Source organism: Haloferax larsenii (genome assembly GCF_024730625.1).
GTDB classification, from domain to species: domain Archaea; phylum Halobacteriota; class Halobacteria; order Halobacteriales; family Haloferacaceae; genus Haloferax; species Haloferax larsenii.
This window is the reverse complement of sequence record NZ_CP078065.1, coordinates 26,507-52,468: the sequence shown is the minus strand read 5'-3', so window position 1 is coordinate 52,468 and position 25,962 is coordinate 26,507. Positions and strand designations below refer to the sequence as shown.

The window sequence follows — 25,962 nt, the reverse complement described above, 5'->3', positions numbered from 1 at the left end:
TTCGCTACTCTCGGGTTCCGTTGCGATTCTAGTCTCGTTTTCGACTCCCCCAGTCTATCTCGGGGATTTCGGCGGGCGAACTGCCGTCGTAGGGAAGTGTCGTGACGAGTCGTTCTGCGACGTCTCCGCTGACGATTCCCGCCATCTCCATCGCCTCTGCTTCGTACTCGTCGAGGTCGAGAACGCTCCGAAAAAACCACGAGAGCGTCACGTACGTCTCGTGGAGTTCTTCTGCGGCCTCCGTTCCTGCTTCGGTTAGCTCCACTCCTTTGTACGGTTCGTACGAGACCAAACCCTCCTCGTCGAATTGATGGAAGGCCTCGATGACTGTCGCCGACGAGCGACCGACTTGCTCGGCGACGACACTCGGCGAAACTGGTGGTTCTTCTCTGTGTTCGACGATGTACAGTGCCAGCAGGTACAGCGATGCACTTGTCATTGGTGTTTACGCTGGGAGGTGGGTACGCCCGTCCCTGAGAGGTCTACTTGAGACGTATTCACGCACTCCTTAGCTACTCGAATGCTCACTGCGTCTGTCACATAAATGTCGTCCAATTGCAACTTATGCCCTCCGAACTAGGTGGTCTCGAACCGCTCTCTGACACGCTGCCAGCACGCTATCGAGGGAACCTATCGTCGCCAATGCGGGATACCCGACCGTCGCTTCCGCGTACAAATACTCGGTGAGTGCTCGCTGCTCGATGGCGACGCTCACGCCGCTGTTCGACGTCTCGGCGAGCGTCGACTGGCGCTCACGAGCGAGGGTGTCGCATCGAGTCCGGCGCTCGGATAACTCTCCGTGTCGCGCCTGCAACTCGTCGAATCCGAGTGCCGAAAGGGGTGTTTCGTCGACTCGGCGAAGCCAGTCGATGGTGTCTGTAACTGCGTCGGCCGTCCGTTCGAGTGAGCGCTCTTCTCGTTCGAGCGCCCGCTTCATCACGGTGAGTTCGCCACGCCGCTCAGTCGTCGCTTCGAGAACTGCTCGTTTGGTCTCCGGCGTAAATCGGCTTGCACTCTTCGGGGCCAGTGCAATCGCGAGGTCTTCGCCTAGTTCTTCCTGAATCGTTTCCAACAGCGACTCCCGCGTACGAACGTCGTCGAGGCTACACGGCCGGACAGTCTGGGCGAATGCCTCCCGCACCTGCTGGCACTGGTCTCCTCGACTCCGGTTGGTGCTTGCCTGACTGACCGTACACCCAGCGAGGCCACTCACACCCGTCGTCTGAGACACCGCCGCTCGTTGGTTGGGCGTGCCGGGAGAGAGACCGCGGATACGACGTTCGAACTCGTCGTACGCGGCTTGTTTCTCTAAGATGCGTTCTTGCTCACTGTGGACCCGGTCGAGAGCCTGTCGAGTGTGTCTCTCGACGTTCATGCCTGCGTCAGTGGTCCGTAGCTGTTTGCTACCGTTACCATAGTTTTAGGCCAACCTAAATACTCATATGGTTTTCGGATTTTAGGCAGCCCTAAATCATTGTCCTGATACTATCGTACAACAACTATCGTGCTGAAATATTTCTACAATCCCAACTGTCCTACCCAGTGGCTGGTACTCTATTGGTATTCCTAGGAAGCGGTGGCGGAATTATACGTTTGTAATTGTTTGGACAACCTAAAAATTACATTTTCAAATTTAGGGCGGCCTAACTCCATAGTTTTAACACATATCCGGCGAATGGATTACTTGTATGAGCGCAGAAAGCCTCGAACGACAGACGCGCAGTTTCCTCAACGACAACGTACCGCAGATTCAAGAACACGGTGGTCACTTCGAAATCGAAGATGTCGACGACGAAACCGGTGAAGTGACGGTCGTTATCGGTGGTGCTTGCTCTGGCTGTGGCATCGCACCGATGACGATGCGAGCGATTCGCCACCGACTCCCCGACGAAGTCGAGGACCTCTCCAAAGTGACGGTCCGTCGTGCGAACGGCCCGCGAGCGGCTGTGATGCCGAACAAGACCGACGAAATGGAAGAGATGGACGAGTACGAAGACTACAGCCCGCCGTTCTAAAAAACAGCGAGAGTTCCACCTACTGCGCCTTCGACGAGGCGAGTCGCCAACGACGCTGAGAACTCTTACTTTTCCTTCTTGATCGCTTCGACGAGTTCGATGATACTGAGTGAGTCGTATCGCTCTCTTTCGTTCACAGTGCGTTCGATACCTGCCCTGACTCGTTCTGTCGACTATGACTGTCTCGACACGCATGTGGTTCGTTATTGACTTTCCCACTGTCACGAACTAATTTGACGCTTTCTCTGCGGCTTTCCCGACCGCTCTCGGATTCTGTGTCGGTCGCGGTATCTTCACTCATTCGTGACTCTCACGATGTACAACTGTTCACAAATTGCACGGTTTTAAGAACCACCACTACACACCCAACAGTGTCTCTCAGCATGATGGCACAGACGGAACAATGGATGCAATCAAAGGTAGAGTACGACCACTCGACGGGCTTTTATCGAGTAGGACGAGAACACGACGAACCGCTCAGCACGAACGTGGTTTTGAGCGTCGCGGCAATCGAGGGCGTTCGACCAACTGAACTACCACCACTTGCACGTACAATCGACCCAGATGCCCTCGACCAGGTCTTCTGTGGAACCGACGACGCGATGCTCTCTTTTTCGTATGCCGGCTACCAAATCGCGATTCACGCTGCAGACCGCATCGAGATTACACCTATCGACGAGACGCGGGCCCTGACTCGGAACTAATTCTCCAGCCACAGTAACTTACCGCAGTCATTCGATTACCCACTGTCTGAATCTGAGTAGGACGTCCCTGAAATCCACAGTGTGTTAGTAGGCGACATATACCAAAACACGTTTGCGGCGTCTGTTCCGGTATGTTCGGAACGAGTGGCATCCGGGGTCCGGTCGGCAGAACCGTCACTGCCGACCTCGCGCTCCGCATCGGCCGTGCGGTTGGCTGTGACTCCCGGACCGTCGTCGTCGGTCAGGACGCCCGTCTCAGTGGCGACGTCCTCACCGACGCTGTCAGTGCTGGACTCCGCGAGTCCGGTGCTGACGTCATCAGATTGGGCGTCGTCTCGACGCCGACCGTCGCCCGAGCCGTCGGCTGGCTCGGTGCCGACGCTGGAATCGCAGTCACGGGCTCACACAACCCCGCGTCCGATAACGGACTGAAACTCTGGTCATCGAGTGGACGCGCCTTCGACCGTGCGCAGACGCGGGAAATCGTCCACCGACTCAACCGCGGTGATATCGAGCGCGCCGACTGGGACGCCTTCGGCGACGAGCGATTCACCCCGGGTGTGAGTGCCCGCCACGTCGACCATCTCGTCTCGGCGTTCGACCCCTTCGACGACCTGACTGTCGCGTTCGATCTCGGGAACGGGACGGGCCGCGTGTCGGTCGACGCGCTCCACCAACTGGACGCGACGGTCAACACGCTCGATGGTCAGTACGACGGGCGATTCCCCGCCCGAAAGAGCGAGCCGACCGCCGAGACGCTGTCTGCACTCAGGCAGACCGTCCCCGCACTGGGTGCCGATATCGGCCTTGCTCACGATAGTGACGCCGACAGACTCGTCGCAGTCGACGAGACTGGAACCTACGTCGACGGCGACTCCCTGCTCGCGCTGTTCGCGCGCGACGCGGTCGAACCGGGAGACGCCGTCGCGGTCCCCGTCGACACCAGTCTGCTCGTACAGGACGTCGTCGAAGACGCTGGTGGCTCTGTCGCGTACACACCGGTCGGAGATGTCAACGTCGCCGAGGCAGTGGCGCATCCAGGATTCGTCTTCGGCGGGGAACAGTCTGGCGTCTGGATTTGGCCCGACGAGACGCTGGCACCCGACGGCCACTACGCGGCGCTGAAACTCGCCGAACTCGTCACTCGCAACGGCCCGCTCTCGGAACAGGTCGCCTCGCTCGGAGACACCGCGTACACGACCCGGCGAACCAGCGTCGAGACCGAGAATGCGGACCACGCGATGGACCGCATCGCGAGAGACCTCTACGCCACCTACGACGACATCGACGCGACAGACGGACTCCGCGTCGACACGGACGATGGCTGGTTCCTCGTGCGCGCGAGCGGCACCGAACCGTTGATTCGCGTCACTGCCGAGGCTCGCGACCCCGACACCGCGGACGAACTCTTCGACGAGGTGTGTTCACTCGTCGAGGGTGTCCGCATCGCGGCCTGACGCTGGCAAGGTCACACTCTCGCCACTTCTGTACCCGACGACACGCTGCGAGCACTGTTTTTCACCGGTTCGATGCTCGAATATCAGCTCCATACCTCGAGTTTTAAATAGGAAGTCGCCCCGACAATCGGGTAGACGAGTCGATGCCACGCGACCCAACACCGGATAGCTGGACGAAATGCGCAGTCTCTCGCCGGAGAGCGACGCGAGCCATTTCGCTCGGCGTCGTCACAGCACTCGCAGGCTGTCTCGGTGGCGGCGAGTCGGAACCGAAACCGGAGCCAATCGACCTTTCGGGCGGGAAGGAAGACGACCAAGGCGGGATGGTCATCGGTGTGCACGCGGGGCCAAACGGACAGATTTTCTACGCCGACAACGCCCCCGAAGGCCACGACAACCCGGCGTGGTTCCACACCCTGAGCATGGGGTTGTTCCCCTACTACTTCGAGCACAAACGTCAGGGGTGGACGGCAACTGCCATCTACGTGACCGACTACTCGACCGTCGACTACGAACTCCGAACCGAAGAGGGACGGACGTTCATCTCGACACACACCGGAGCCGACACCTTCGGCGACGCCGAGAAGATGACGTACGTCGTCGACAGCGACGTCCACGGCGGAATGGGGCCCGACCTCATTCCGTTCTCGAATGGAGACGACGCGAGTTCGTTCGCCGAGGAACACGGCGGTACGACGGTTTCCTTCGACGACATAACGCAAGAGTGGCTCGACGGCTACCTCCAGCGGTAGTTGTTCACTGTCTCGGTAGCGGACGTACATCGAACACTTCCCCCAGCCTACGTGTTCGTCGGAACACCACTGCGTCTCGTCGGAACACCACTGTGTCCTGAGTAACGACGGCGTTCGAAGCCCATACCGTCTCGAATCGAGACATGTTGTTCTGCAGTACCACACTACCTATCGACTAACAATGCCAGCAGCGACCGTCTGTTCTGCACATGCAAGCCGTCCTCCTCGCTGCGGGCAAAGGCACGCGACTTCGGCCGCTCACGGACGACCGACCGAAAGCGCTGGTCGAAGTCGACGGGGTTCCGCTCGTCGAACGCTGCCTCGACCACCTTCGGGCGCTCGGGGCGTCCGAGGTCACACTCGTCGTCGGCTATCTGAAAGCACAGGTTATCGAACGACTCGGCGACGAGTACCACGGCATTCAACTCACGTACACGCACCAACGCGAGCAGAAGGGGCTTGCCCACGCTCTCTTGACCGCCGAACCGCACGTCGACGGCGACTTCATGCTCATGTTCTGTGACAACGTCTTCAGGGCGAATCTGGCCGACGTGGTCGAAACACAACGAGAGCAGGGAGTCGATGCGGCGCTGCTCGTCGAATCGGTCTCGTACGAGGAGGCGTCACGACACGGCGTCTGCACGACGAACGAACGCGGCGAACTAGTCGATATCGTCGAGAAGCCCGACGACCCGCAGTCGACGCTCGTGACCACTGGCTTCTACACGTTCTCTCCTGCTATCTTCCGTGCGTGTCGTCTCGTCCAACCATCCGACAGAGGAGAGTACGAACTGCCGGACGCGATTGCACTGCTTGTCCGCGCGGGAATGCGCGTCGAGACCGTCGAATTGGAGGGCTGGCGAATCGACGTTGGGTATCCCGACGACCGCGACGAGGCCGAGCGCCGACTGCGCGCCGAAGCGGGCGCGTCGGACAGTGCGCTCGACCCGGAAGACGGCGTGTCGCGGTCGTAACTGCGCAGCCGCTCTCGTTTTCGCGGCTCGAAAAAGCCGATGTTCGGCGTCGCGCTCAGTACGCGTCGTCGGGGATTCGGGAACCGTCTACGTAGACGGAGACCGGGCCACTACTACGGATATCGGTGATGTCGCCAGTGAAGCGGTAGCTTCGTGCGCCATCATCGACAGCACCCTCTGCAGCGGGACCAACTGTCCCAGTCGTGCTGAGTGCCCCACTTGCTTCGAGTGGGCTGATGGTGTCGCTGACGGTGACTTCGAAGGAACTCGACGTTCCGGTGCCAGCCACGATAAGCGTGTGTTCGTCGGACGATCTGGAGGACTCTTCAGGGCGGTTCGTCGCCGCACCCAACCCGGTGAACCCGGTGAGTGCGCCGGTGGCCGCCACCGTGCCGCACAGACCGAGGTATCCACGTCGGCCGACGGACGAATCGCTCTCGCCGTCGTCGTCGCGGTCCTGGTCGTGGGCCAGTTCGCGTGCCATGGTCGGTCAATAGACCATGAGTACAATAAATGTTATGGTAATTACATTAGTAGGAATCTGTGAGTGTCTATCGAAGATATACATTCTCGTTTGAACCTGCCTAAATCGTGATTTTGAGCCGTTCGCAAAAGCAGCCGAAAATCGGCACACTGCGGCTTATTATTCCAGAATTAATGTCGTCCTTATGCTCGCGTTAAGTGAGTCGAAGTTACATAACAGATTCAATATATTAGCCGAGAAGCGAAAGTATCTAAATCTGATATGTGTCAGAGTCCGAGGTAGGTAAAGCCGGCTGCGGCCCACTCGCTGGGGTCGAGAACGGACTTCGAATCCACGACGACGCGGCCAGCCATCAGCGACGAGACGCTGTCCGGGTCGAGGTGGCGGTATTCGTCGTGGTCGGCTGTGACGACCATCGCGTCGGCGTCGCGGAGGGCATCTTCGAGCGAGACGAGTCGCTCGTCGTCGACGTGCGGGTCCGAGAGACGAACGTCGACGTGGAGTCCGCCGTCGGTCGCTGCTTCGGCCGCAGACCCTTCTGCGAGTCGCGCGCGAGTGACCAGACGGTCGGCGAAGTGGTAGCCGGGGCTGTGCCGCGCGTCGTCGACGTTCCCCTTGTAGGCGACGCCGAGGACCGCGATTCGAGCGTCCGTGACAGACCCGAGTTCCTCTTCCAGTCGGTCGACGAGGTAGTCGGCCATGGAGTCGTTGACGCGCCGGGCGGCGAGGATGAGGTCGAGGTCGTCGGACTCCTGACCGAGGAAGTACGGGTCGATGGGGAGGCAGTGTCCACCGACGCCCGGTCCCGGTTGGAGGACGTTCACCCGTGGATGGCTGTTGGCCAGTTCGATAGTCGACCGAGCACTGATGTCGTAGTCGTGTGCGAGTCGGGCGACTTCGTTCGCGAACGCGACGTTCGCGTCGCGATAGGCGTTCTGGGCGAGTTTGGCGAACTCGGCAGTCGTCGCGTCCGGTGCGCGGTGAATCGTTCCCTCGACCAGCGGTTCGTAGAGTGCGATTGCGGCATCGGTCGAGGCATCGTCGATACCGCCGACGATGCGGTCGTTGTGGACGAGTTCGTGGACGATGTTCCCCGGGAGGACTGTCTCGGGACAGTGCGCGAGGTGGAAGTCCGCGCCGGCGACGAGACCGGACGATTCGAGAATCGGAGCGAGGAACGTCTCTGTAGTTCCCGGCGGAACCGTCGATTCCAGAACGACCGTGTCCCCTTCTCGGAGCAGGTTCGCCACCGTCCGGCCGGACGACTCGACGTACTCGAGATTTGCACGCTTCGTCTCGTCGTCCAGTGGCGTGGGCACACAGACGATGTGAACGTCCGCCTGTACGGGCTCCGTCTGCGGTTCGAACCCCGCGTCGAGCGCGTCACGGACGAACGTTCGGAGGTCTGCTTCGGTCGTCCGCGGATTCCCAGCGCGGGTGCGCTCGACGAGCTCTTCGTCGGGGTCGTAGCCGACGACGTCGTAGCCACCGTTGGCGAGCAGCGCAGCGGTCGCAAGGCCGATGTACCCGATGCCGTGGACACAGACGGTCGTCATTGTGCGACCTCCGACTTCGCGTCGGGGACGGCGAGGGCGTCCATGATACGTTCTGCGGCATCTCCGTCACCGAACGGAATCGGCCACGACCCGTCTTTGCCGAGCATGATTTCCGCGGCGTCGACGATGTCCACAGCGTCGGTTCCGGCCACGCAGTTCGCACCGACGTGAACCGTCTCCGGTCGCTCGGTCGAGTAGCGCATGGTCACACAGGGGACACCGAGGATACACGTCTCCTCTTGGACGCCGCCGGAATCAGTAAACGCCAGGGCGGTCGTGCTTTCGAGTCGGAGGAAGTCGAGGAACGGAAGCGGTTCGACGACCCGGATTCCCTCGGGAACCTCGATGTCGAACTCGACTAATCGCGCCTTCGACCGGGGGTGAATCGGGTAGATTGCCTCTCGCCCAGTCGATTCCACGACGCGCGCGACGCCGTCGAGCATCGACGCGAATCGCTCGGCGTCGTCGACGTTCTCGGCGCGGTGCGCCGTCAGGAGGTAGAACTCACCGGGTTCGAGGTCGAGGCGGTCGAGCACGTCGCTCTTTCGGGCGGCGACGTCGCGATAGCTGTGTATCGCATCGACGATGGTGTTGCCGGTCACGTGGATGCTCCCCGGAACGTGCTCGGATTCGAGGATATCTGCGGCGTCGGGTGTCGGCGGGAAGCAGAAGTCCGCGACGTGGTCGACGACGACTCGGTTTATCTCCTCGGGCATCTCGCGGTCGTAGCTTCTGAGTCCCGCCTCGACGTGGCCGACCGGAATCCCGAGTTTCACCGCCGCGAGTGCGCCCGCGAGCGTGGAGTTCGTGTCTCCCTGCACGAGGACGACGTCCGGCGCTTCGTCGAGGAAGACCGACTCGATGCTGGCCAGCATCGTCCCCGTCTGGATGCCGTGGCTGCCGGACCCGACGCCGAGGTTGTACTCCGGCTCGGGGAGTTCGAGTTCCTCGAAGAACACGCTGTCGAGGTCCGGCGAGTAGTGCTGGCCGGTGTGGACGATGAGACAGCGTACGCCGCGGCGCTCACAGGCGTCGATTATCGGCGCGAACTTGATTATCTCTGGCCGCGTCCCGAGGACGATTGCGACCGATTGGGGACTCGTCATCGCTGTCCTCCCCACGGGGACGGTATCGTCGGGGCTCGGCGGCCGCTAATTCGTTGCTTCGTCATAGGGGAAACTCACTACCAGTCATCGCGTCGGGAACGTGCTTTGTTATGGGGCGACTGTCGGAGAAAACGACTCAATTCGTCGGTTTTCAGCGACGCGAAACTGCTCGACTCGGGCTCGACTCCCCTGGTATGGTGCGCTCTGGATATCGTTGGTGTCCGCTGGTTTGGAGTGGGGGTGTCCGCTGGCTTGGATTGGTGGGCGTCCAACTGCCCGAAAAACAGGTAGCGTGTGACGCCCCGGTCAATAGTCGAGACCCGGCTCAGAATCGAGACTCGGAACGAATCGTCTCAGAAGACAGTCGAGAATGAGAAGTGGATGTTCGGACTCCGGCACGCGCGACACAGAGATCGCTCTCAGTCGGTCGGCACACCACGTGTCGGTGTCTGTTCACTCGCTGAGGTCGACGTGTTGGTTCTCCCAATCGCGGCGCTCGCGGATGGCTGTCTTTCCCGATTCCGATATCTCGTAGAAGTTCGTTCGACGGTCGTGTTGGCCCTTGTTGACGTATCCTTGCTCGACGAGCGCGTCGAGATTCGGGTACAGTCTGCCGTGGTTGACCTCGCCGACATCTCTGCTGATGATCTCTTTGATCTCTTGGCCGGACGGTCGCTCCGTCCCGGCGATGACGTACAGGAGGTCGCGCTGAAAGCCGGTTAGTTCGAACATGTAGTCTCGAACGTAGATATTGCTGCCATCGGGTATTGTTAGCCACTGCTATACTTCCAGCTTTGAGGTATTACCACTCGAACTAACGATTTGGTGGTGTGTGGTTCACGTGAGCTTTCACGTGTCTCTGATTCGAATAAACCTCCTTACGATTCGGATAAAAATCAGTTCCTGACCGTCCGACGTGTAGCGAATTTCTCGTGAATATGAGCTTAATGCTGTGAGTTCGTCGGTGGCACCCACCCGGGAAACGTGACGATAACAAAGGTCACTTGTCTCGTAGAGGTGTACGACCGGAGATTGTCCTCTCGTGTAAGCGCGGGGACGCCCGCACACCACGATGACAGAGCTTTCCAAAGACGAGTTGTTCCGAATCTTGAGCAACTCGCGACGACGGCAGATAATTTACTTCCTTCATCGTGAAGGGGACGCCCTCTCTCTGAAGGAACTCGCCGCGATGGTTGCTGCACGGGAGAACGGCACCGCCGTCGACGAGGTCACAGACGAGGAGCGACAGCGTGTGTACATCTCGCTCTACCAGACGCACCTCCCGAAGCTCGAATCCGCGGACTTGGTAAACTACGACGACGAAGCGCGAACCGTCGAACTCGTCTCGGACGTCGCCCGGCGGGGATTCTTCTGGATGCAGTCGGAGCCGACTCGTTCGTGGAGTCTCTACTACGCGGGCGTTGGTTTCCTGGGTTGGATACTCATTCTCGCCGTGTGGCTCGGACTCCCGGGGTTCGTCCTCTTGCCGTGGTCGGCCATCGCGGCGTTCGTGTCGACGGCGCTTCTCGTGTTGGTGGTGGCTCAATACCTCGTCGAAGAGCGGATGGATACCGCTGATGAAGCGTTCGAAACACTGGTCGAATAATGCGCTGAAAAAGTGATAGCTAAATTACTAATATGGGTGACAGGTGTTGACATTTCTATCCAACTGCCGTTCTCAGCCTCTGGTAGTTCGTATGACGTTCCTATTCGAATTTATTGGTCGAAAAAATAGATAGTCTTCCTATATCGATTTTGAGAGACGTGCCTAACCGATAGACAGAACGTTAGTCGACTACTTCTTTTATTCGTATCGAATACACAGAACGTCTGTGATTATTTAGATAGTTACACGTAATCTACTTGCAGATTTTGCAATCCTAACGCCCGGACAAATCAGTGTGTGAGACTGTCAGACAAGTATTTACCCGTGTCTAACTTATTGACTCGTTGACCCTCTGGTGTTAGGGACGTGCCTGGTGGGGCTGTCCCGATGTCGCGTCACCGTGGTGGGGTCGAGCTCGACTGCTCGACGCTTACGCAACCGCGGATGCGACACTCTACCCGCTAGTGGGGGGAGGAAAACAATGGCTACAGATTCACTACAGTCGAAAACTGGTGCCGCTGACGAAGCAGGGATAGAACAACTAGGTGAGGCGACTGGCGGTTCTCAGAGTGTCCAGAAACAGTCTGAACCGGAGCTTCTCTCGAAGGACGTGGTCTTCGAGATTCTCAAGAACCAGCGTCGACGCGACGCGCTCCGGTATCTCAAGGAGAACGACGGGGAAGCGAAACTCGGCGACATGGCCGAGTTCATCGCCGCCAAAGAGAACGACATCGACATCGCCGCACTCTCGTCGAGCCAACGCAAGCGTGTGTACATCGGCCTCTACCAGTGCCATCTACCGAAGATGGACTCGGCTGGAGTCGTCGATTTCGACAAAAACCGGGGGGACATTCGGATACTCGAAACGGCAAAGCAGCTGGACCAGTATCTGGAGGGGGACATCGTCTCCGCTCCTGACGCTGACACGGCGACGGTCGGGGGGCCGTCGGCAGCGAAGCGTAATCTCGCTATCGCTGGTGGTGTGGCTGCGACTGTCTCGGCAGGACTGCTCGGTGTGCCGGGCCTCGAACAAATCCCAGCAGCGGGCTGGGCAGTCGTCAGCACCGCGACGCTGATGGCTATCACCGCGATGGAATCGTACAAAGAATACCTCCCAGCGTAGCGCACTAGACTCCCGTTCGGTCTCCATTTTCACTCGCGTACCCCTCGACGACAGAGAGTCATCGTTCGGCTGTCTGGGTCGAACTATTCTCGCCCGACCGCCGTAACGTTCTGCTCGACCGAGCGCGGTGTCGATTCGAGCGATTAGGTAACTCGATACCACTGAGTAGCGTGGATTCGACCCTCTCGGACCAACACGGCCCTCCCGATAGGGCTCCTTAACCGCTCTCGGTTGGGCTGTATCACAGCTTATAACAATTCCCGTCCGACGCCCCACCTTCTGTATGATATCGTCACGCACGTATCGGAGACTGCTTCGGGACACTGGTGTCGGGTCGGGCCGATGAACGGCCGAACCACCGAGGCTGTGGTCCTCGCAGCGGGTGAAGGGCGGCGGCTTCGACCGCTGACGACGTTTCAACCGAAACCGATGCTTCCCGTGGCGAACCGCCCCGTCGTCGAATACGTCCTCGATGCCCTGTTCGAATCCGGCATCGAACACGTCGTCGTCGTCGTCGGCTATCGCGCCGACCGCATCCAGACGTTCGTGACCGCCCGGTACCCCGGCGCGAACGTCGAGTTCGTCCACCAAGACACGCGACTCGGAAGCGGACACGCACTCCTGCAAGCAGAGGGCACCGTCGACGGACCGTTCCTCGTCTGCAACGGTGACAACGTCGTCGACGCCGACATCGTCTCGTCTGTCCTCGAACGGTTTTCGACGACACGCTCGGTCGCGACAGTCGCTGTCGCCCAGTCCGAGACGCCCGAAGAGTACGGCGTCGTCGTCACGAACGACGGGCACATCTCCGACATCGACGAACACCCGGCAGAGACCGACGGGTACCTCGTAAACGCTGGTGTGTACGTCTTCGACGGGGGCGTCTTCGAAGCACTCAGGCGCACCCCCCCCTACGAAGGCGAGACACGACTTCCGGACGTCGTCAACCAACTCGACGGCCCGGTGACGTCGGTCCTCGTCAACGGTGGCTGGCTCGACCCGTCTCACCCGTGGGGACTGCTCTCCGTGACCGAATCGCTACTCACGCGTCCGGGCTTGGCCGGGGTCGCTGACTCGGCACGGCTCCACGAGAACGCCGTCGTCGAGGACTCGGTCGTCATCGGACCAGACTGCGACGTCGGGCCGGGCGCTGTCCTCCGTGCTGGAACCTGCCTACAGAACAACGTCGTCGTGGGCGCGAACACCGTCATCGAACGCTCGCTCGTCTCCTCCGACTCTCGCGTGGGCGCTGGCGTCGTGCTCCGCGACTCGGTAGTCGGTTCAGGTGCCACAATCGGCGACGGCGTCGTCTCACCCGGCGGTCGTGGTGACGTCGTCATCGACCGTAAACTGTACACTGACAGGCGCTTGGGCAGCATCGTCGGCGACCGCGCGACCGTGGGTGCCAACTCGACGCTCTCGCCCGGGAGCCGGGTCGGCGCAGAAGCCATCGTCGGCGTCGGCACTGTCCTGCATGGAGACGTCCGCGAACGCGCGGAGGTGACGAACTGATGTGCGGAATCACCGCCTGCATCGGCACTGCCGATTCTGTCGACCCGCTCATGTCCGGCCTTCGACGCCTCGAATACCGCGGCTACGACTCGGCCGGTATCGCCGTCAACGGGCCGAACGGCCTCTCGCTGACCAAGCGCGTCGGCGAGGTCTCGGAACTCGCGACTGCGGTCGAGCAAAACCCACTCGATGGAACGTTCGGCATCGGCCACACTCGCTGGGCGACTCACGGCGGGGTCACAAACGAGAACGCTCACCCCCACACCGACGAGGCCGGTCGAATCGCGGTCGTTCACAACGGTATCATCGGGAACTTCCAGTCGCTCCGAACCGAACTCGAAGCGGACGGTCACGTCTTCGCGAGCGAGACCGACACCGAGGTCGTTCCGCACCTCATCGAAGCGAACCTCCGCGACGGTGCGACCCCGGAGGAAGCGTTCCGCGCTGCCGTCGGGAGACTCTCTGGCACGTACGCGCTCGCGGCGATTATCGGCGACGAGGAAGTAATCTACGCCACGCGCTCGGGGTCGCCGTTAGTTCTCGGCGTCGGCGACGGGGAGTTCTTCCTCGCCAGCGACGTGCCGGCGTTCATCCCGTACACTGACCGCGTCGTCTACCTTCACGACGGTGACTACGTCGTCACGACCCGCGAGGGGTACACCATCACCGACGCGGCCGGTCGCCCGGTCGAGCGCTCGGTCGAAACAGTCGATTGGGACCCCGAAACGGCGACGAAGGGCGGCTACGAACACTTCATGTACAAGGAGATTCACGAGCAACCCGGCGCGCTCCGACGGACGATTCACGGCCGGTTGAACCCACTCAACGGTGGTGTCGAACTCGAAGCGTTCCCGCCGGGGACGTTCGCCGACGTCGAGCAGATACACCTCGTCGCGATGGGTACCTCGCACCACGCGGGGATGTACGCCGCTTCACTCATGGCTGCACGCGGTATCCCAGCGTTCCCCTTCATGGCTGGCGAGTACGCCGTGACTGTCCCACCAGTGACGCCCGGAACGCTCGTCGTCGCCGTTTCGCAGTCCGGCGAAACTGCCGACACGCTCGACGCAGTCAGGCGCGCCCGCGCTGCTGGCGCGCGAACGCTCGCAGTCACCAACGTCGTCGGGTCGTCGATTACCCGCGAGTGCGACGCGGAGTTACTCATCCGTGCCGGCCCGGAAATCGGTGTCGCCGCGACCAAGACGTTCTCGTCGCAGGTGACGGCACTGACGCTCCTCACAGAGCGTCTCGCCGAGGACGTGACTGGCTCGAAATCTGGTGACGCACACGACATCGTCGATGCTCTCTCACGGCTCCCGGGGGACGTCCAAGAGGTTCTCGACACCGCTACAGCATCGGCAATCGCGGCCGAATACCAAGACAGCGACGCGTACTTCTTCATCGGGCGTGGCATCGCCCACCCCGTCGCACTCGAAGGTGCGCTGAAGTTCAAGGAGATATCCTACGAACACGCCGAGGGGTTCGCCGCGTCTGAGTTGAAACACGGGCCGCTCGCGCTCGTCACACCACTGACGCCCGTGTTCGCTATCTTCACCGGCGAGGAAGACGAGGCAACGCTGAGCAACGTCAAGGAAGTGCAGGCGCGCGGTGCGCCCGTCGTCGCCATCACGGGCGATACCGACGGCGAGATATCCGAGTTTGCCGACCACGTCCTCGCGATTCCCGAGACGCACCCCGACGTGGCGGGTGTTCTCGCGAACGTCCAACTGCAGCTCGTCGCGTACCACGCGGCGAAGTTACTCGACCGTCCTATCGACAAACCTCGAAACCTCGCAAAGTGCGTCACGGTGGAGTGAGGGCGTAGAACGCCCGGTCCTCCCCACACCTCACTCTCTTAGCATACCAGTTTCTGTCCGAAATTCACCACCGCATTACATAACCTTCGCACACGTTACTAGGTCTCAATGACCAGGCGGGACCTCGTCGACGACGTTCTCTCGTCGTCCGACGAACTAGACGGTCCACTAACCGACGAATCGGACGCCGTGTCAGAAGAGGCGGCTACGACGGTTCCACAGAACGCCGACGAAGACCTCCTCGACGCGCTCGGAGACGATGTCTCGCGAGACGTCCTCAGGGCGTGCAAACGCTCGCCGATGACGGCCGAGGAGCTCGCAGAGAACTGTGACGTCTCGGAGTCGACGATTTACCGTCGCCTCGAAACGCTGTCGTCGCTCGGCCTCGTCAAACGAACCCAGCGCGTCGAGTCCCCGAGCAAGACGTGCTACGAGACCGTCGTCGACGGACTCTCAATTCACATCGGCGAATCGCTCCGTGTCGAAGCAGGTGCGAGTGACTACGTCGTCGACGCCATGCGAACGTTGCTCGCCTCGCTCGACGTGCAACACCTCTCGTACGACCGGAGTACGAACAACGTGGACGTTCGATTCCAACTCGCGCCGCACCTCCTCGACGCGCTGGTCGAACTCTACGTTCGCGACACGTCCTCCAGGGAGTAGTCAGTTCAGTGTCGCCACGACTCGTCGACTTCGCCGAGGACGAGTTCGACTGCTGCGACCGGTTTACCAGCACCGATGAGTTCCCACGCCGTCGCTGCCGTCACTGGCCCGATGGACTGTGACGCTTCGAGCCCGGCGACGATACCGGGCGCTTCGTGTGCGAACCAATCGGCGATTCCCTCGTCACCCTCGGACACTTCCGCATTCAGATGGGTACGCTCGGAAATCATACACAAACGTACGACTCACTGACCCATAGTTAGGAAGCCGTGTCACCAGATAACGCACTTCCTACTCGTCAGCGAGTGGTTTTGTTTCGAATATCTGACTATCGTCTCGGCGTGTCTGTCCTAATACAAAGAATAAAATGCTCAGTGCTATTGCTATCTCCCATCGATGTCGCTCGGTGACCTTATCGACGGTGTCGTCGCGTCAGAAAAGACGTTGACGGTGTTTAACCCGGTTGGTGACGTCACCGACCGACTCGCTGCACACTTTTCGGACCGCAACATTTCGGTTACGTCCGCGTGCTCGCCGCACGGTCCATCGAACTACGCCGTGCTCAGTACGGACGATACGTTCCACACGGCGGTGGCTGTCGACGACCTCCTCGACCCACCCGAGCAGGTCGAACCGGGATTCGAGCGCCAGCAGTACGCTCCTGTGTTGGACCACCTCGACGAGACACTGTTTACCTCGTACGACCGCGACAAGATGCTCGCTGCGACGCGCGAGATAGAAGACAGAGCGTGGCGTGTCGGTGCCGGACACCTCTACAGTGGCTTCCAGACCGGCGACAACCTCCGACCTCAACAGACGGCGTACGAACGGCTTGGGGACCGCGGCGACTTATCGGTTCACGCCTACGTCTATCCGTCAGAACGCGTCCCACAGGCGGACTCGTTCCAGTTGCACCTCGCTCGCACAGAGGAAATTCGCAATTCCTGGTTCGTCGTCTACGACGGCAACGGCATCAACGACTACAAGTGCGCGCTCGTCGCCGAAGAACGCCCCCACGAAGCTGAATTCACGGGGTTTTGGACGTACGACCCATCGACCGTCGACTACCTCGTCAACTACCTCCAGACGACGTACGCGAGTATCGAATCCGACGGCACTGGTCGCCGGAGGCCGCTCCCGTTTCCACGGCATCTGGCGTAAGTTGTCGGTATTTAGCGTGAGCCGTCAGTATCTAGCGTAAGCCGTCAGCACTTGGCGCGAGTCGTCAATCGGCGACGTCGGGCTTCGTCGGTTCCGTCGCAGACGTGTCTCCTGTCCCCGTCCGTTCGATAGATGGGTCCGTCGCAGAGACGTTGACCCCGTAAAATTCGAATCGTGCGCCGCCGGTCTCGCCTTCCGTGACTCTGAGGTCCCACCCGTGGCCACCGGCGATTTCGTCGACCAGTGCTAACCCCAGCCCCGTCCCCCCAGTGGACGACTCTCCCGGCGAGAAGACGTCTGCACGCTTCGACTCGGGGATACCCGGGCCGTCGTCTTCGACGAAGAATCCCATGTCGAGTAGCCCGACCCTGATAGTCGCGTCCGCCCCCGCATGCTCGATTGCGTTACGAAAGAGGTTCTCGAAGGCCTCCTGGAGGAACCGACCGTCGGCGACGATTGTCGACCGTGTCGCTGGTGTGTGAAGCGTGGCGTCTTTGGTTCCGACGCTCGACCAGGCTTGCGAGACCACGGCGTCGAGCGCCACTTCGGATGGCTCGATAGCGTCGGGTCCGAGACGCGCCAACGAGAGCACGTCGTCGATTATCTCGTCCATGCGGTCGAGTGCATCTGTCGCGGGTTCGAGATGTTCGACGTCGCCGGTCTCGCGGGCGAGTTCGACCCGGCCACGGGCGATAGTCATCGGGTTTCTGAGGTCGTGAGAGACGACGGACGTGAACGTTTCGAGGCGCTCGTTCTGTTCGACGAGGCGCTCGCCTCGCTCTTCGTAGTGTTTCTCGCGCTGGTCACGGAACTGCGACCATTGTACGACCCCCGCGAGTACGGTGATGCCCCCCACGAGCATCGGTATCTGCTTTCCGAGGAGGATGAGCTCTGGCGGATGAGAGACGAACTGGTCGAGGACGTTCGTCACGCCGTGGAGCGCGAGTAAGGTCAGCCCGATACCGAAGGAGTTCTTGATTCGGTTCGGTTGCTGGACGCCGCCGAGGACGACCAGCAGTCCAAAGACGAACAGCAAAAACAGAAACTCGGTGACGGTTTGTAACGTCACGTTGAGCGACGTGACTGGGAAGAGAAGCATCTGCCCGAGCGCGAACACCAGGCAGATGAGAAGCGTCCCAGCAAGCCGCTCCCATGGGCCGAATCGATGCATCTACTGGCCGTTCTGAGGTGATTCTCACTTAAAACCATACCGGCCGATATACGGGCTGAGGGAATCAATTTCGAGAACTAGAGACGAACATATAGGGGTAAGAACACCAATCGCCGAATATGGTAGACGGAGTCCTTCTCGATTCCTCACAACTCAAGGCGAAAGTCAAGGGTAGCCGTGCGGGTGCCGAAATTGCCGGAATGAGCTACATTGGCTACGAAGTCGCCGTCACACAGAAGAGTCTCCACGTCTACGGAGACCAGTGTAACGCCGACATCCGCGACGAAGAGTTTCGGTATCTCATCATCCCGTTCGAATCCATCCGTGGCTTCGAACTGAAGGACCTCAGCGACCGCGGTAGGACGCTGGAGATTCACGCGCTCGAAGACGACGTCGTCCTCCACTCAGAAGGCCAGTCGCGACTCTCCGAGAACCTGAAACGCATCTTCCTTCTCATCTCGAAACTGCTCGCCTGACGCGGTGGCCATGGCTCGGACGAGTCGTCGCTTCCCGCTCGAATGTGACTGGGGTCGCTATTTCTTCGTCGGCCGGATGTACTCGACAGTGGCGTCGTCGTCCAGCGAGACCGCCCTTCGACTTTCGATAGACTCCTTCGACCAGTAATCGACGGTTCGCTCCGTCGAAACGCCAGCAGCGTCCCACGAGTAGCGATATTCGACTTTCACGCGTGTCCTCGGTTTCGGGGCATCCGACGCTGCGGCGTTCGTCACGAGGGCGACGATTCCAGACGAGGGCGTCGTCACGAGGAGGTACTGTCCGGTTTGAACGCAGCCGTCGGCGTCGCTGACGAAATGCTGGTCGTAGACCCAGAGGTGGAGACGTTTACTGCGACGAAGAAGCACCGACGTCTCGAAATCGAACACACCTGTCCCGGCCGATTCGCTCGAACCGACGACTGTCGTCGAAAACGTTGGTCGCTCCGCCATGCGGTGTCTACGGTCCCAAACGAGACAACGGCTTCGGCAGTCACCGTCGAAACTGACGCGAACCTGCTGACGTGACAGATAACATTGTGAAACCTGGTTCTTGACCGAACTACTAAAGGTGGTCGGTCACAACCAATGGGGTATGGCCTCCAACACGGAACTCAACGAAGCCGCCTGTCCGATTATCAACTCTATCCAGCAAATCGGGTCGCAGTGGCGACTCATCGTCCTTCACGACCTCCAAGAGGGCGAAAAGCGATTCAACGAACTCAAGCGCTCGACTGGAGCGAGTTCACGGACGCTCTCTCGCGTCCTCGACGACCTCCAAGAGACGGGCTTCGTGGACCGCCGACTCGAAGAAGACGCTCCCGTGGCGACCTACTACTCGCTGACGGACAAGGGACAGTCGCTTTGTCCGGTCTTCGACGAAATCGAAGAGTGGGCGAGCGAGTGGCTCGACGGAGACAGCGACCAACCAGCAGTCGAGGTCGAGGCGGCAGAGACGTCCGCGTAGGCGGTTTTGAGCGTAATACCCGATTTCTCAGGCTTCGAGAGAATCGTCCTCGGCGACGTCGAAAATAGTCTCGTGAACGTCGGCGATAGACACCGCGTCGAGTTCGTCTAACATCGACTGGACTGCGGGTTCGAGTAGTTCGCCGAGAACGGGCTGGATGTACTCTCCAACCGTGCACTCGTCGTTCGGTTCGTTTGCGTGGAAGCAGAACGGCTCTGGGTCCTCGACCGCCTCGTAGATATCCCGGAGCGTGATGCCCTCGGGGTCGCGTGCGAGTGTGAATCCGCCGGTCGGACCGCGCTTCGAATCGACGAGTTCGGCCTCTCGAAGTGAACAGAGAAGCTGTCGAATGACGACGGGATTCGTATTGACGCTCCACGCGAGACGGTCAGAGGACAGCCGTTCGTCGCTCCGCACGGCGAGGTTCGTGAGCACGTGCGTCGCGACGACGAATCGGCTGCTGTTCGACATACACTACGGTTCGCTTCCCCCCCATTTTAGGTTTCACGGTGAGGCCGTCAGATGGTTGCCCTCCGGAAAAATAGTGTGACCGTACACTTATGGCAGTATTCGAGTCGGATTATCCTCGGAATATACTTCCTCGATGAACGACCGGATAGCTCCCGTCTGAAAAATAAAAGAGCCGGTTCGAATGAATGTCACTAAAAATGCACGTTCACGACTCGTCTGTGAGTGGTTCGCGGTCAACTGTAGAATTTTTGTCTCGACGGTCGACGCCGCTTGCTTGCAACAGTGTGATGACGACAGTGTCGGCGACCTCTGCGGCGAAGGTTATCTCGTCGGCCCGCCAGTCTCGGGGGTCGCCGACGTGTTCGGTACAGACGACGCCGGCGATGGTTCCACCGGACCGTAGTGTCGCATCCAGCATCGAGGTCACTGCGTTCGGTGCGAGATAATCGTCGCGGAGTTCACTGGTCAGTGGGTTGGTCCGAGCGTCGACAACCGAAATCGAGCGATTCGATTCGAGGGCTTCGAAGTACGCCGGATAGTCGTCTGCGGAGATTTGGTCGCCAGCGGTGTGTGTCTCATCTCTCCGGTCGTAGCGGTCTTCGCAGAACAGCGTCGTGCCGGACTCGTCGGCGAGCCAAATACTCGCCCTGTCGATGTCGAGCGTTTCGGCCACTGTCTCGGTGATGTGCCGAACCGCTTCGTCGAACGACCCCATGAGAACCGCATCGCTGGTCGCCATCTCGATGAGAGCATCCTGTTGGCGCTCGCGGCGCTCCCGTTCGAGTACGTCGTCCGTGACGTCTCTCAACACGGCAACGAGGCCCTCAATCGTCCCGTCGTCTGTCAAAATCGGCGACACACTCCCGTCGATGTACCGTGTCTCGCCGCCGTCGACGACGAGTTTCGTCGTATCTTCGAGTTCGACCGAGGAACCGTGTTCGAGAACCTCAGCCGACGGTGTGAGAGGGTCCCCGGTCTCGTCGTCGACGAAGTGGAACACGTCTCGAAGATGCTTTCCGACGGCATCAGCGGTATTCCAGCCGGTCAACTCCTCTGCAGTGCGGTTCATCTTCTGAATCTCGCCGGACGCGTCGGTGGCGACGACAGCTTCTGCGATAGAATCGAGCGTGATTTCGAGATGTGCTTCTCGCTTGCGGAGTCGCTGCCGTGCCTGGCGGTGGCTCGCCAGTTGTTCTATCGTCTGTAGCAACACGCCGTACTGCGTCGACGGGTCCCCGCCCTTCTGGATGTACCTGTCCGCACCGAGGTTGAGCGCCTCGATAGCGACTTCCTCGCGACTTCGACCGGTGAAGATGACGACCGGAATCGACGACCCGCGCTCTCGGCGGACCGTTTCGAGGAGTTCGAGCCCCGACAGTTCGGGCATCTGGAAGTCCGAGACGAGAACGTCGAACTCGCGTTCGTCGAGCATCTGGAGCGCCCGCTTGGGAGACTGCGTCGTCTCTATTTCGAGGCGGTCACGCTGGCTTTCGAGAAACCGTTTTGTCAACGTCAGCAACCCGTCGTCGTCGTCGACGTAGAGGACACGGATGCTCGGCGACTCTCTCGTCCCGTGTTCCATAGTCACCGTGTCAATTCCGAGCCACAGATGATAATTGTATGGTATAGTGAAATATGAGTGGTATTCTCACGGAGTTGGGAGCGCTCACCGGGTCGATTGGGGTGAGAACTTACATATCAGAGATAAGTGAAGTAGTAGTATGTTCGGCACGAGCGGTATTCGAGGTGCGGTCGGTTCGACTATCACTGCGTCGCTGGCACTCGACCTCGGGCGGGCGGTCGCCTCGGAGGGCTACGAGACAGTCGTCGTCGGACGCGATTCGAGAGACAGTGGGCGCGTCTTCGTCGACGCCCTCTCTGCTGGTGCACGCGAGTGCGGCGCTGACGTCGTCACGCTCGGCCTGGCGTCGACGCCGACTGTTGCCCGTGCAATCGAGGCCTTCGACGCGGACGTGGGCGTCTCAGTCACCGCCTCTCACAATCCCGCGACCGACAATGGGTTCAAACTCTGGAACCCGTCGGGCCAAGCGTTCGTCGCGACACAGCGCGACGCAATCGAAGCCCGGTTGACCGACGGCGAGTTCGAACTCGCAGATTGGGCCGGCCACGGTACGGAGACGACCCGAGACGACGCAGTCGCCCATCACGCCGCCGCGCTCGAATCTGCCGTCGATATCGATACCGAACTCGACGTCGTCGTCGACGTAGGCAACGGAGCGGGACAGGTCACGGCGACCGCACTCACGAACCTCGGGTGCCACGTCGAGACACTCAACGCACAGCCTGACGGGAGCTTCCCGGCGCGCCCGAGTGAACCGACCGCGGAAACGTGCGCTCGCTTGACCGAGGTCGTCGCGGCGACCGACGCCGACCTCGGAATCGCTCACGACGGCGACGCCGACCGGATGATGGCTGTCTCGGAAGACGGCGAGTTCCTCTCGGGTGACGCGCTCCTCGCACTGTTCGCACGTCACGCCATCGACGAGGACCACCAGAAGATTGCGGCCCCGCTGAACACGAGCCTCGCCGTCGACGACTACATCGACCCCGTCGGCGGCGTCATCGAACGGACCAAAGTCGGCGACGTGTACGTCGCGGAGACGCTGTCGAACCCCGGATTCGCCTTCGGCGGCGAACCGTCTGGCGCGTGGATTTGGCCGGACCAGACACGCTGCCCTGACGGGCCACTGGCTGCCTGTACGCTGGCGTCGCTCGTGAGTGAGGCCGGTCCGCTCTCGTCGCTCCTCGCAGATTTCGAGGCGTATCCGATTCGCCGGGAGAGCGTCGAGACCGACCAGAAGGAAGCGACGATGGACCGCGTCGAAGAGCGCGTGCTCGCCGAGTACGACGACGTCGAAACGATAGACGGTGTTCGTGTCGCGTTCGACGACGGGTGGTTCCTCGTCCGCGCGAGTGGCACCCAACCGCTGGTTCGGGTGACAGCAGAGGCCCGCGATGCGGACCGGGCCGACGAACTACTCGAAGCGGCTCAGTCGCTCCTCGACTGACGCGGCGGCTACGGCTTACTCCGACTCAGTTTCGTCTCCCTTACCACCCTCGATTCTGTCGTAGAGGACGGACTCTGACGGCTTCGTCATTCCGCCGGTCGGGAGTCGAACGCCGGCGTTCAGCGAGGTGTTGATGCCAGTCTTAGCCTCGTCACCGAGCACGACGCCGTACTTCCGGCGGCCGGTCGAGACGAGTTCGCCTTTCACCATCTGTCGGACGGCCTCGCCGTCGTGACGGAGGTTGGCGACTTTCGTCCCCGCACCGAAGTTCACGTCGCGGCCGAGGACGCTGTCGCCGACGTACGAGAGGTGGCCGACCGTCGCGCCTTCCATCAGCACGCTGTTTTTCACTTCGACGGCGTGACCGACTTTCGCACCCTCGCCGACGACAGTCGCGCCGCGGACGTACGCGTTCGGTCCGACAGTCGCCCCCTTGCGGACGAGGGCAGGGCCTTCGATAACGACGCCCGACCGGACTGTCGCCCCTTCTTCGACGACCACGGGGCCGGTGAGTTCGGCATCGTCGGAGACGTCGCCATCGATGCGACCGTCGAGTTCCGAGAGCTTCCACTCGTTCGCTTCGAGCAGTTCCCACGGGCGGCCGACGTCGAGCCAGCGGTCGAAGGCGACGGCCTGCACGTCGAACTCGTCGCAGGCGCGGGCGAGCACGTCCGTCAGTTCGAGTTCGCCGCGGTCGCTCTCTTCGACGTTCAACCACTGCTGTGCCTCGGCCGGGAAGACGTACGACCCGGCGTTGATGAGGTTCGACGGCGGGTTCTCGGGCTTCTCTATGACTCCGGTGACGAACCCGTCCGTGTCGGTGTCCAAGACGCCGTAGGAACTCGGGTTGTCGACCGTATACGACCCGACTGCGGGGACGCTGTCGTACAGCGTCGAAAGCGAAGGCACGTCGTAGAGTGCGTCGCCGTTGAGGACGACGAACGGTTCGTCGTCGTCGAGGGTCGGCGCGGCGGCGCGAACTGCGTCGGCGGTTCCACGCTGTTCCTCCTGGACGGCGAACTCGACCGGGACGCCACCGCGCTCGTCGCCGAAGAACGACCGAACGTCGTCAGCCTCGTACCCAACGACGAGTGTCAGGCTGGTCGCTCCCGCTTCGATTGCCGCGTCGACCGTGTGCGCGACGAGTGGCCTATCGGTAACTGGCAGCATGGGCTTCGGTCGCCTGTCGGTAAGCGGGTGCATTCGCGTCCCGCGCCCGGCAGCGAGAATGACAGTCTGCATGTACGTTATCGAGTTACTGCGTGAAGGAAATGTCTTCCGTCAGACGGATGTCGATTGGTCACATCCACCGAGAGGGCCGTTCGAATGGCCGAGATTCGTCGTTCGCGGTGACGGTGGTTTCCGAGTGTGACGTACCGAGAGTCCGAAGTAGAGAGAGGAGGGCCAGGAGGGCATCCGAACGCGGGTCCGTTCGTTTCGTGGGTGCCTCTGACCACCTACCGACACCGACTCAGCGAGACCGTCGGTTCGGCATAGCAATGTCAAAAATTACGGATAAAAACACTTCCGAATTCATCGTTCCGCCTACAGAAGTTCAGGTCCGAGCGCAGTGCAGTCGCTCGTCGAGAATTTGAGCCACACGGCGCGCGCAGCACGAAAATGTTGGGGTTACGATTGGATGGAGATTCGCACGTAACGCGACGCCGTGTGTTGCTAAACAAACGGAACCCAGCAGGTAATAGTTTCGCTCCCCGGCGACGTAATCGCCTTCCGGAGCACCTATATCCGTCCCTCCCTTCGGCTGTGGAGGGTTACGATGGAGATTCGCACAGGTCTCTCGTATGGAGATGTATTGCTGGTTCCACAGCGCTCCCCGGTCGATAGCAGGAGCGACGTGGACCTCTCGACTAACGTGACGCCGAACCTTCGGCTAGACACACCGCTCGTCAGTGCGGCGATGGATACGGTCACCGAAGACGAGTTGGCGGCCGAACTCTCGAATCTGGGCGGAATGGGTGTTATCCACCGGTTCCTCACCATAGACGAACAGTCCCAACAGGTCCGAAGCGTCGCGGAACGCGGCGGCACGGTCGCGGGTGCGGTCGGAATCAACGAAGACTACCTCGAACGGACGGAGGCACTCGTGAACGCCGGTGCCGACGCGGTCGTGATGGACATCGCCCACGGCCACATGGAGCGGTGTCTCGACGCCGTCTCCGCAATCGACGACGAGTTCGATATCGAAATCGTCGCGGGCAACGTCGTCACGCCGGCGGCCGTCGAAGACCTCTATGAGGCCGGTGCCGGATGCGTGAAAGTCGGCGTCGGGCCCGGTTCTCACTGTACGACTCGGAAGGTTGCGGGCGCTGGCTACCCGCAATTGACGGCTGTCTCGGACTGCGCCGACCGCGCGCACGAACTCGGCATCCACGTGATGGCCGACGGTGGTATCCGAACCTCGGGTGACGCCGCGAAGGCGCTCATGGCGGGTGCGGACACGGTTATGATGGGCAGCTTCTTCGCCGGCACCGACGAGGCACCGGGCCGCGTCGTCGAAGTCGACGGCAAGGTCTACAAACAGTCGCGCGGCATGGCGTCCACCGAAGCGGCGGACGACCGTGGGGACAAGGAAAGCGACGTCGCCGCGGGCGAGGGTATCGAGGCGCTGACGCCCTACGACGGCCCGCTCGCACCGCTCGTCGAGGAGTTCCTCGGCGGGATTCGGTCGGGTGTGAGTTACTGCGGCGGCCACACGATTTCGGCCGCCCGCGAGAAGGCCGAGTTCGTTCGGGTCGCGGCGAGTGCGAAGAAACGTGAGGGCGCTCACGGCGTCGTCTTCGCCGAGGGAACCGTCGAAGTCGAAGACGAAGCCGAACAGCTTCTGACCGCGAACTAACGCCCCGGTCGCGTCCGGGCGAATTTCGTTGGGTTCTCTGGTC

At 60.9% G+C, this 25,962-nt stretch carries 27 protein-coding genes; 15 read left to right on the top strand and 12 right to left on the bottom strand.

From position 1 onward, the window contains the following. Positions 1-28 precede the first annotated feature (28 nt). Positions 29-439, bottom strand: a complete 411-nt coding sequence (locus KU306_RS17735) for a metal-dependent transcriptional regulator (RefSeq protein ID WP_258303790.1) — start codon at positions 437-439, stop codon at positions 29-31. A 123-nt stretch (positions 440-562) separates the two neighbouring features. Beyond that, complete coding sequence (locus tag KU306_RS17730; protein ID WP_258303789.1) at positions 563-1,375, bottom strand: DUF7260 family protein; 813 nt, start codon at positions 1,373-1,375, stop codon at positions 563-565. A 313-nt stretch (positions 1,376-1,688) separates the two neighbouring features. Between KU306_RS17730 and KU306_RS17725 the strand changes: the two genes are divergently transcribed. The 5 genes from KU306_RS17725 (at position 1,689) to KU306_RS17705 (ending at position 5,902) form a co-directional block, all read left to right on the top strand. Then, entirely contained in the window at positions 1,689-2,015 is a 327-nt protein-coding gene (locus KU306_RS17725) for a NifU family protein (protein ID WP_007541146.1), read from the top strand. Between the two features lie 383 nt (positions 2,016-2,398). Further along, complete coding sequence (locus KU306_RS17720) at positions 2,399-2,719, top strand: HalOD1 output domain-containing protein (protein WP_007541144.1); 321 nt, start codon at positions 2,399-2,401, stop codon at positions 2,717-2,719. Between the two features lie 131 nt (positions 2,720-2,850). Continuing rightward, positions 2,851-4,176 carry a phosphoglucosamine mutase gene (glmM, locus tag KU306_RS17715; protein WP_007541142.1) on the top strand — a complete coding sequence of 442 codons (1,326 nt, stop codon included), beginning with the start codon at positions 2,851-2,853 and terminating at the stop codon, positions 4,174-4,176. Between the two features lie 143 nt (positions 4,177-4,319). Further along, positions 4,320-4,928, top strand: coding sequence for a nitrous oxide reductase accessory protein NosL (locus KU306_RS17710; RefSeq protein ID WP_007541140.1), 609 nt, complete (start codon positions 4,320-4,322; stop codon positions 4,926-4,928). Between the two features lie 209 nt (positions 4,929-5,137). Further along, positions 5,138-5,902 (top strand): sugar nucleotidyltransferase, encoded by a 765-nt coding sequence (locus KU306_RS17705; RefSeq protein WP_258303788.1) that lies wholly within the window; start codon positions 5,138-5,140, stop codon positions 5,900-5,902. 55 nt (positions 5,903-5,957) lie between these two features. On the opposite strand, the gene KU306_RS17700 is transcribed toward KU306_RS17705, so the two are convergent. The 4 genes from KU306_RS17700 to KU306_RS17685 all read right to left on the bottom strand — a co-directional run bounded on the left by KU306_RS17700 (position 5,958) and on the right by KU306_RS17685 (position 9,780). Further along, positions 5,958-6,386 (bottom strand): hypothetical protein, encoded by a 429-nt coding sequence (locus KU306_RS17700; RefSeq protein ID WP_007541136.1) that lies wholly within the window; start codon positions 6,384-6,386, stop codon positions 5,958-5,960. A gap of 266 nt (positions 6,387-6,652) precedes the next feature. Next, on the bottom strand, positions 6,653-7,942 hold the full coding sequence (locus KU306_RS17695) for a nucleotide sugar dehydrogenase (protein ID WP_007541135.1): 1,290 nt from the start codon (positions 7,940-7,942) through the stop codon (positions 6,653-6,655). Further along, on the bottom strand, positions 7,939-9,048 hold the full coding sequence (gene wecB, locus KU306_RS17690; RefSeq protein ID WP_258303787.1) for a non-hydrolyzing UDP-N-acetylglucosamine 2-epimerase: 1,110 nt from the start codon (positions 9,046-9,048) through the stop codon (positions 7,939-7,941). Before wecB ends, KU306_RS17695 begins: the two co-directional genes overlap by 4 nt. A 453-nt stretch (positions 9,049-9,501) precedes the next feature. Then, positions 9,502-9,780, bottom strand: coding sequence for a PadR family transcriptional regulator (locus KU306_RS17685; RefSeq protein WP_007541131.1), 279 nt, complete (start codon positions 9,778-9,780; stop codon positions 9,502-9,504). Between the two features lie 340 nt (positions 9,781-10,120). Between KU306_RS17685 and KU306_RS17680 the strand changes: the two genes are divergently transcribed. The 5 genes from KU306_RS17680 to KU306_RS17660 all read left to right on the top strand — a co-directional run bounded on the left by KU306_RS17680 (position 10,121) and on the right by KU306_RS17660 (position 15,769). Next, positions 10,121-10,654, top strand: a complete 534-nt coding sequence (locus KU306_RS17680) for a DUF7344 domain-containing protein (RefSeq protein WP_258303786.1) — start codon at positions 10,121-10,123, stop codon at positions 10,652-10,654. Positions 10,655-11,135: 481 nt separating this feature from the next. Then, entirely contained in the window at positions 11,136-11,777 is a 642-nt protein-coding gene (locus KU306_RS17675) for a DUF7344 domain-containing protein (protein WP_007541128.1), read from the top strand. A gap of 342 nt (positions 11,778-12,119) precedes the next feature. Beyond that, positions 12,120-13,289: a sugar phosphate nucleotidyltransferase gene (locus tag KU306_RS17670; protein WP_007541126.1), complete on the top strand. Its 1,170-nt coding sequence runs from the start codon at positions 12,120-12,122 to the stop codon at positions 13,287-13,289. Further along, positions 13,289-15,106, top strand: a complete 1,818-nt coding sequence (glmS, locus tag KU306_RS17665) for a glutamine--fructose-6-phosphate transaminase (isomerizing) (RefSeq protein WP_258303785.1) — start codon at positions 13,289-13,291, stop codon at positions 15,104-15,106. Before KU306_RS17670 ends, glmS begins: the two co-directional genes overlap by 1 nt. A gap of 108 nt (positions 15,107-15,214) precedes the next feature. After that, positions 15,215-15,769, top strand: a complete 555-nt coding sequence (locus KU306_RS17660) for an ArsR/SmtB family transcription factor (RefSeq protein ID WP_007541122.1) — start codon at positions 15,215-15,217, stop codon at positions 15,767-15,769. Positions 15,770-15,774: 5 nt separating this feature from the next. Here the strand turns inward: KU306_RS17660 and KU306_RS17655 are convergent, their stop codons facing one another. Beyond that, positions 15,775-15,999, bottom strand: coding sequence for a harpin-binding protein (locus tag KU306_RS17655; RefSeq protein WP_258303784.1), 225 nt, complete (start codon positions 15,997-15,999; stop codon positions 15,775-15,777). 166 nt (positions 16,000-16,165) lie between these two features. On the opposite strand from KU306_RS17655, the gene KU306_RS17650 reads away from it, so the two are divergent. Beyond that, on the top strand, positions 16,166-16,930 hold the full coding sequence (locus tag KU306_RS17650) for a DICT sensory domain-containing protein (protein ID WP_258303783.1): 765 nt from the start codon (positions 16,166-16,168) through the stop codon (positions 16,928-16,930). Positions 16,931-16,994: 64 nt separating this feature from the next. Here KU306_RS17650 and KU306_RS17645 read toward each other — a convergent pair whose 3' ends face one another. After that, entirely contained in the window at positions 16,995-18,101 is a 1,107-nt protein-coding gene (locus KU306_RS17645) for a sensor histidine kinase (RefSeq protein ID WP_258303782.1), read from the bottom strand. Positions 18,102-18,220: 119 nt separating this feature from the next. Between KU306_RS17645 and KU306_RS17640 the strand changes: the two genes are divergently transcribed. Then, positions 18,221-18,577, top strand: a complete 357-nt coding sequence (locus KU306_RS17640; RefSeq protein ID WP_007541114.1) for a hypothetical protein — start codon at positions 18,221-18,223, stop codon at positions 18,575-18,577. 57 nt (positions 18,578-18,634) lie between these two features. Here KU306_RS17640 and KU306_RS17635 read toward each other — a convergent pair whose 3' ends face one another. Further along, on the bottom strand, positions 18,635-19,048 hold the full coding sequence (locus KU306_RS17635; protein ID WP_007541112.1) for a hypothetical protein: 414 nt from the start codon (positions 19,046-19,048) through the stop codon (positions 18,635-18,637). A 142-nt stretch (positions 19,049-19,190) separates the two neighbouring features. On the opposite strand from KU306_RS17635, the gene KU306_RS17630 reads away from it, so the two are divergent. Further along, positions 19,191-19,562: a winged helix-turn-helix transcriptional regulator gene (locus KU306_RS17630; protein ID WP_258303781.1), complete on the top strand. Its 372-nt coding sequence runs from the start codon at positions 19,191-19,193 to the stop codon at positions 19,560-19,562. A 27-nt stretch (positions 19,563-19,589) separates the two neighbouring features. Here KU306_RS17630 and KU306_RS17625 read toward each other — a convergent pair whose 3' ends face one another. Further along, complete coding sequence (locus KU306_RS17625; RefSeq protein WP_007541108.1) at positions 19,590-20,033, bottom strand: Rrf2 family transcriptional regulator; 444 nt, start codon at positions 20,031-20,033, stop codon at positions 19,590-19,592. A 205-nt stretch (positions 20,034-20,238) separates the two neighbouring features. Continuing rightward, the gene (locus KU306_RS17620; RefSeq protein WP_258303860.1) at positions 20,239-21,615 is read right to left on the bottom strand and encodes a response regulator; all 1,377 of its coding nucleotides are present in this window, start codon (positions 21,613-21,615) and stop codon (positions 20,239-20,241) included. 139 nt (positions 21,616-21,754) lie between these two features. Between KU306_RS17620 and glmM (KU306_RS17615) the strand changes: the two genes are divergently transcribed. Next, complete coding sequence (gene glmM / locus KU306_RS17615; RefSeq protein ID WP_258303780.1) at positions 21,755-23,062, top strand: phosphoglucosamine mutase; 1,308 nt, start codon at positions 21,755-21,757, stop codon at positions 23,060-23,062. A gap of 15 nt (positions 23,063-23,077) precedes the next feature. Here glmM (KU306_RS17615) and glmU read toward each other — a convergent pair whose 3' ends face one another. Then, positions 23,078-24,304, bottom strand: a complete 1,227-nt coding sequence (gene glmU, locus KU306_RS17610) for a bifunctional sugar-1-phosphate nucleotidylyltransferase/acetyltransferase (protein ID WP_007541103.1) — start codon at positions 24,302-24,304, stop codon at positions 23,078-23,080. Between the two features lie 535 nt (positions 24,305-24,839). Here glmU and KU306_RS17605 point away from each other — a divergent pair. After that, a complete protein-coding gene (locus tag KU306_RS17605; RefSeq protein WP_258303778.1) occupies positions 24,840-25,919 on the top strand; it encodes a guanosine monophosphate reductase in 1,080 nt (359 codons plus the stop codon). The last annotated feature ends 43 nt before the right edge of the window (positions 25,920-25,962 follow it).

What these genes read in the sequence shown, in the direction of transcription:
- KU306_RS17735 (WP_258303790.1), bottom strand. Translation starts at nt 439, where the DNA reads ATGACAAGTGCATCGCTGTACCTGCTGGCACTGTACATCGTCGAACAC.
- KU306_RS17730 (WP_258303789.1), bottom strand. Translation starts at nt 1,375, where the DNA reads ATGAACGTCGAGAGACACACTCGACAGGCTCTCGACCGGGTCCACAGT.
- KU306_RS17725 (WP_007541146.1), top strand. Translation starts at nt 1,689, where the DNA reads ATGAGCGCAGAAAGCCTCGAACGACAGACGCGCAGTTTCCTCAACGAC.
- KU306_RS17720 (WP_007541144.1), top strand. Translation starts at nt 2,399, where the DNA reads ATGATGGCACAGACGGAACAATGGATGCAATCAAAGGTAGAGTACGAC.
- glmM (WP_007541142.1), top strand. Translation starts at nt 2,851, where the DNA reads ATGTTCGGAACGAGTGGCATCCGGGGTCCGGTCGGCAGAACCGTCACT.
- KU306_RS17710 (WP_007541140.1), top strand. Translation starts at nt 4,320, where the DNA reads ATGCCACGCGACCCAACACCGGATAGCTGGACGAAATGCGCAGTCTCT.
- KU306_RS17705 (WP_258303788.1), top strand. Translation starts at nt 5,138, where the DNA reads ATGCAAGCCGTCCTCCTCGCTGCGGGCAAAGGCACGCGACTTCGGCCG.
- KU306_RS17700 (WP_007541136.1), bottom strand. Translation starts at nt 6,386, where the DNA reads ATGGCACGCGAACTGGCCCACGACCAGGACCGCGACGACGACGGCGAG.
- KU306_RS17695 (WP_007541135.1), bottom strand. Translation starts at nt 7,942, where the DNA reads ATGACGACCGTCTGTGTCCACGGCATCGGGTACATCGGCCTTGCGACC.
- wecB (WP_258303787.1), bottom strand. Translation starts at nt 9,048, where the DNA reads ATGACGAGTCCCCAATCGGTCGCAATCGTCCTCGGGACGCGGCCAGAG.
- KU306_RS17685 (WP_007541131.1), bottom strand. Translation starts at nt 9,780, where the DNA reads ATGTTCGAACTAACCGGCTTTCAGCGCGACCTCCTGTACGTCATCGCC.
- KU306_RS17680 (WP_258303786.1), top strand. Translation starts at nt 10,121, where the DNA reads ATGACAGAGCTTTCCAAAGACGAGTTGTTCCGAATCTTGAGCAACTCG.
- KU306_RS17675 (WP_007541128.1), top strand. Translation starts at nt 11,136, where the DNA reads ATGGCTACAGATTCACTACAGTCGAAAACTGGTGCCGCTGACGAAGCA.
- KU306_RS17670 (WP_007541126.1), top strand. Translation starts at nt 12,120, where the DNA reads ATGAACGGCCGAACCACCGAGGCTGTGGTCCTCGCAGCGGGTGAAGGG.
- glmS (WP_258303785.1), top strand. Translation starts at nt 13,289, where the DNA reads ATGTGCGGAATCACCGCCTGCATCGGCACTGCCGATTCTGTCGACCCG.
- KU306_RS17660 (WP_007541122.1), top strand. Translation starts at nt 15,215, where the DNA reads ATGACCAGGCGGGACCTCGTCGACGACGTTCTCTCGTCGTCCGACGAA.
- KU306_RS17655 (WP_258303784.1), bottom strand. Translation starts at nt 15,999, where the DNA reads ATGATTTCCGAGCGTACCCATCTGAATGCGGAAGTGTCCGAGGGTGAC.
- KU306_RS17650 (WP_258303783.1), top strand. Translation starts at nt 16,166, where the DNA reads ATGTCGCTCGGTGACCTTATCGACGGTGTCGTCGCGTCAGAAAAGACG.
- KU306_RS17645 (WP_258303782.1), bottom strand. Translation starts at nt 18,101, where the DNA reads ATGCATCGATTCGGCCCATGGGAGCGGCTTGCTGGGACGCTTCTCATC.
- KU306_RS17640 (WP_007541114.1), top strand. Translation starts at nt 18,221, where the DNA reads ATGGTAGACGGAGTCCTTCTCGATTCCTCACAACTCAAGGCGAAAGTC.
- KU306_RS17635 (WP_007541112.1), bottom strand. Translation starts at nt 19,048, where the DNA reads ATGGCGGAGCGACCAACGTTTTCGACGACAGTCGTCGGTTCGAGCGAA.
- KU306_RS17630 (WP_258303781.1), top strand. Translation starts at nt 19,191, where the DNA reads ATGGCCTCCAACACGGAACTCAACGAAGCCGCCTGTCCGATTATCAAC.
- KU306_RS17625 (WP_007541108.1), bottom strand. Translation starts at nt 20,033, where the DNA reads ATGTCGAACAGCAGCCGATTCGTCGTCGCGACGCACGTGCTCACGAAC.
- KU306_RS17620 (WP_258303860.1), bottom strand. Translation starts at nt 21,615, where the DNA reads ATGGAACACGGGACGAGAGAGTCGCCGAGCATCCGTGTCCTCTACGTC.
- glmM (WP_258303780.1), top strand. Translation starts at nt 21,755, where the DNA reads ATGTTCGGCACGAGCGGTATTCGAGGTGCGGTCGGTTCGACTATCACT.
- glmU (WP_007541103.1), bottom strand. Translation starts at nt 24,304, where the DNA reads ATGCAGACTGTCATTCTCGCTGCCGGGCGCGGGACGCGAATGCACCCG.
- KU306_RS17605 (WP_258303778.1), top strand. Translation starts at nt 24,840, where the DNA reads ATGGAGATTCGCACAGGTCTCTCGTATGGAGATGTATTGCTGGTTCCA.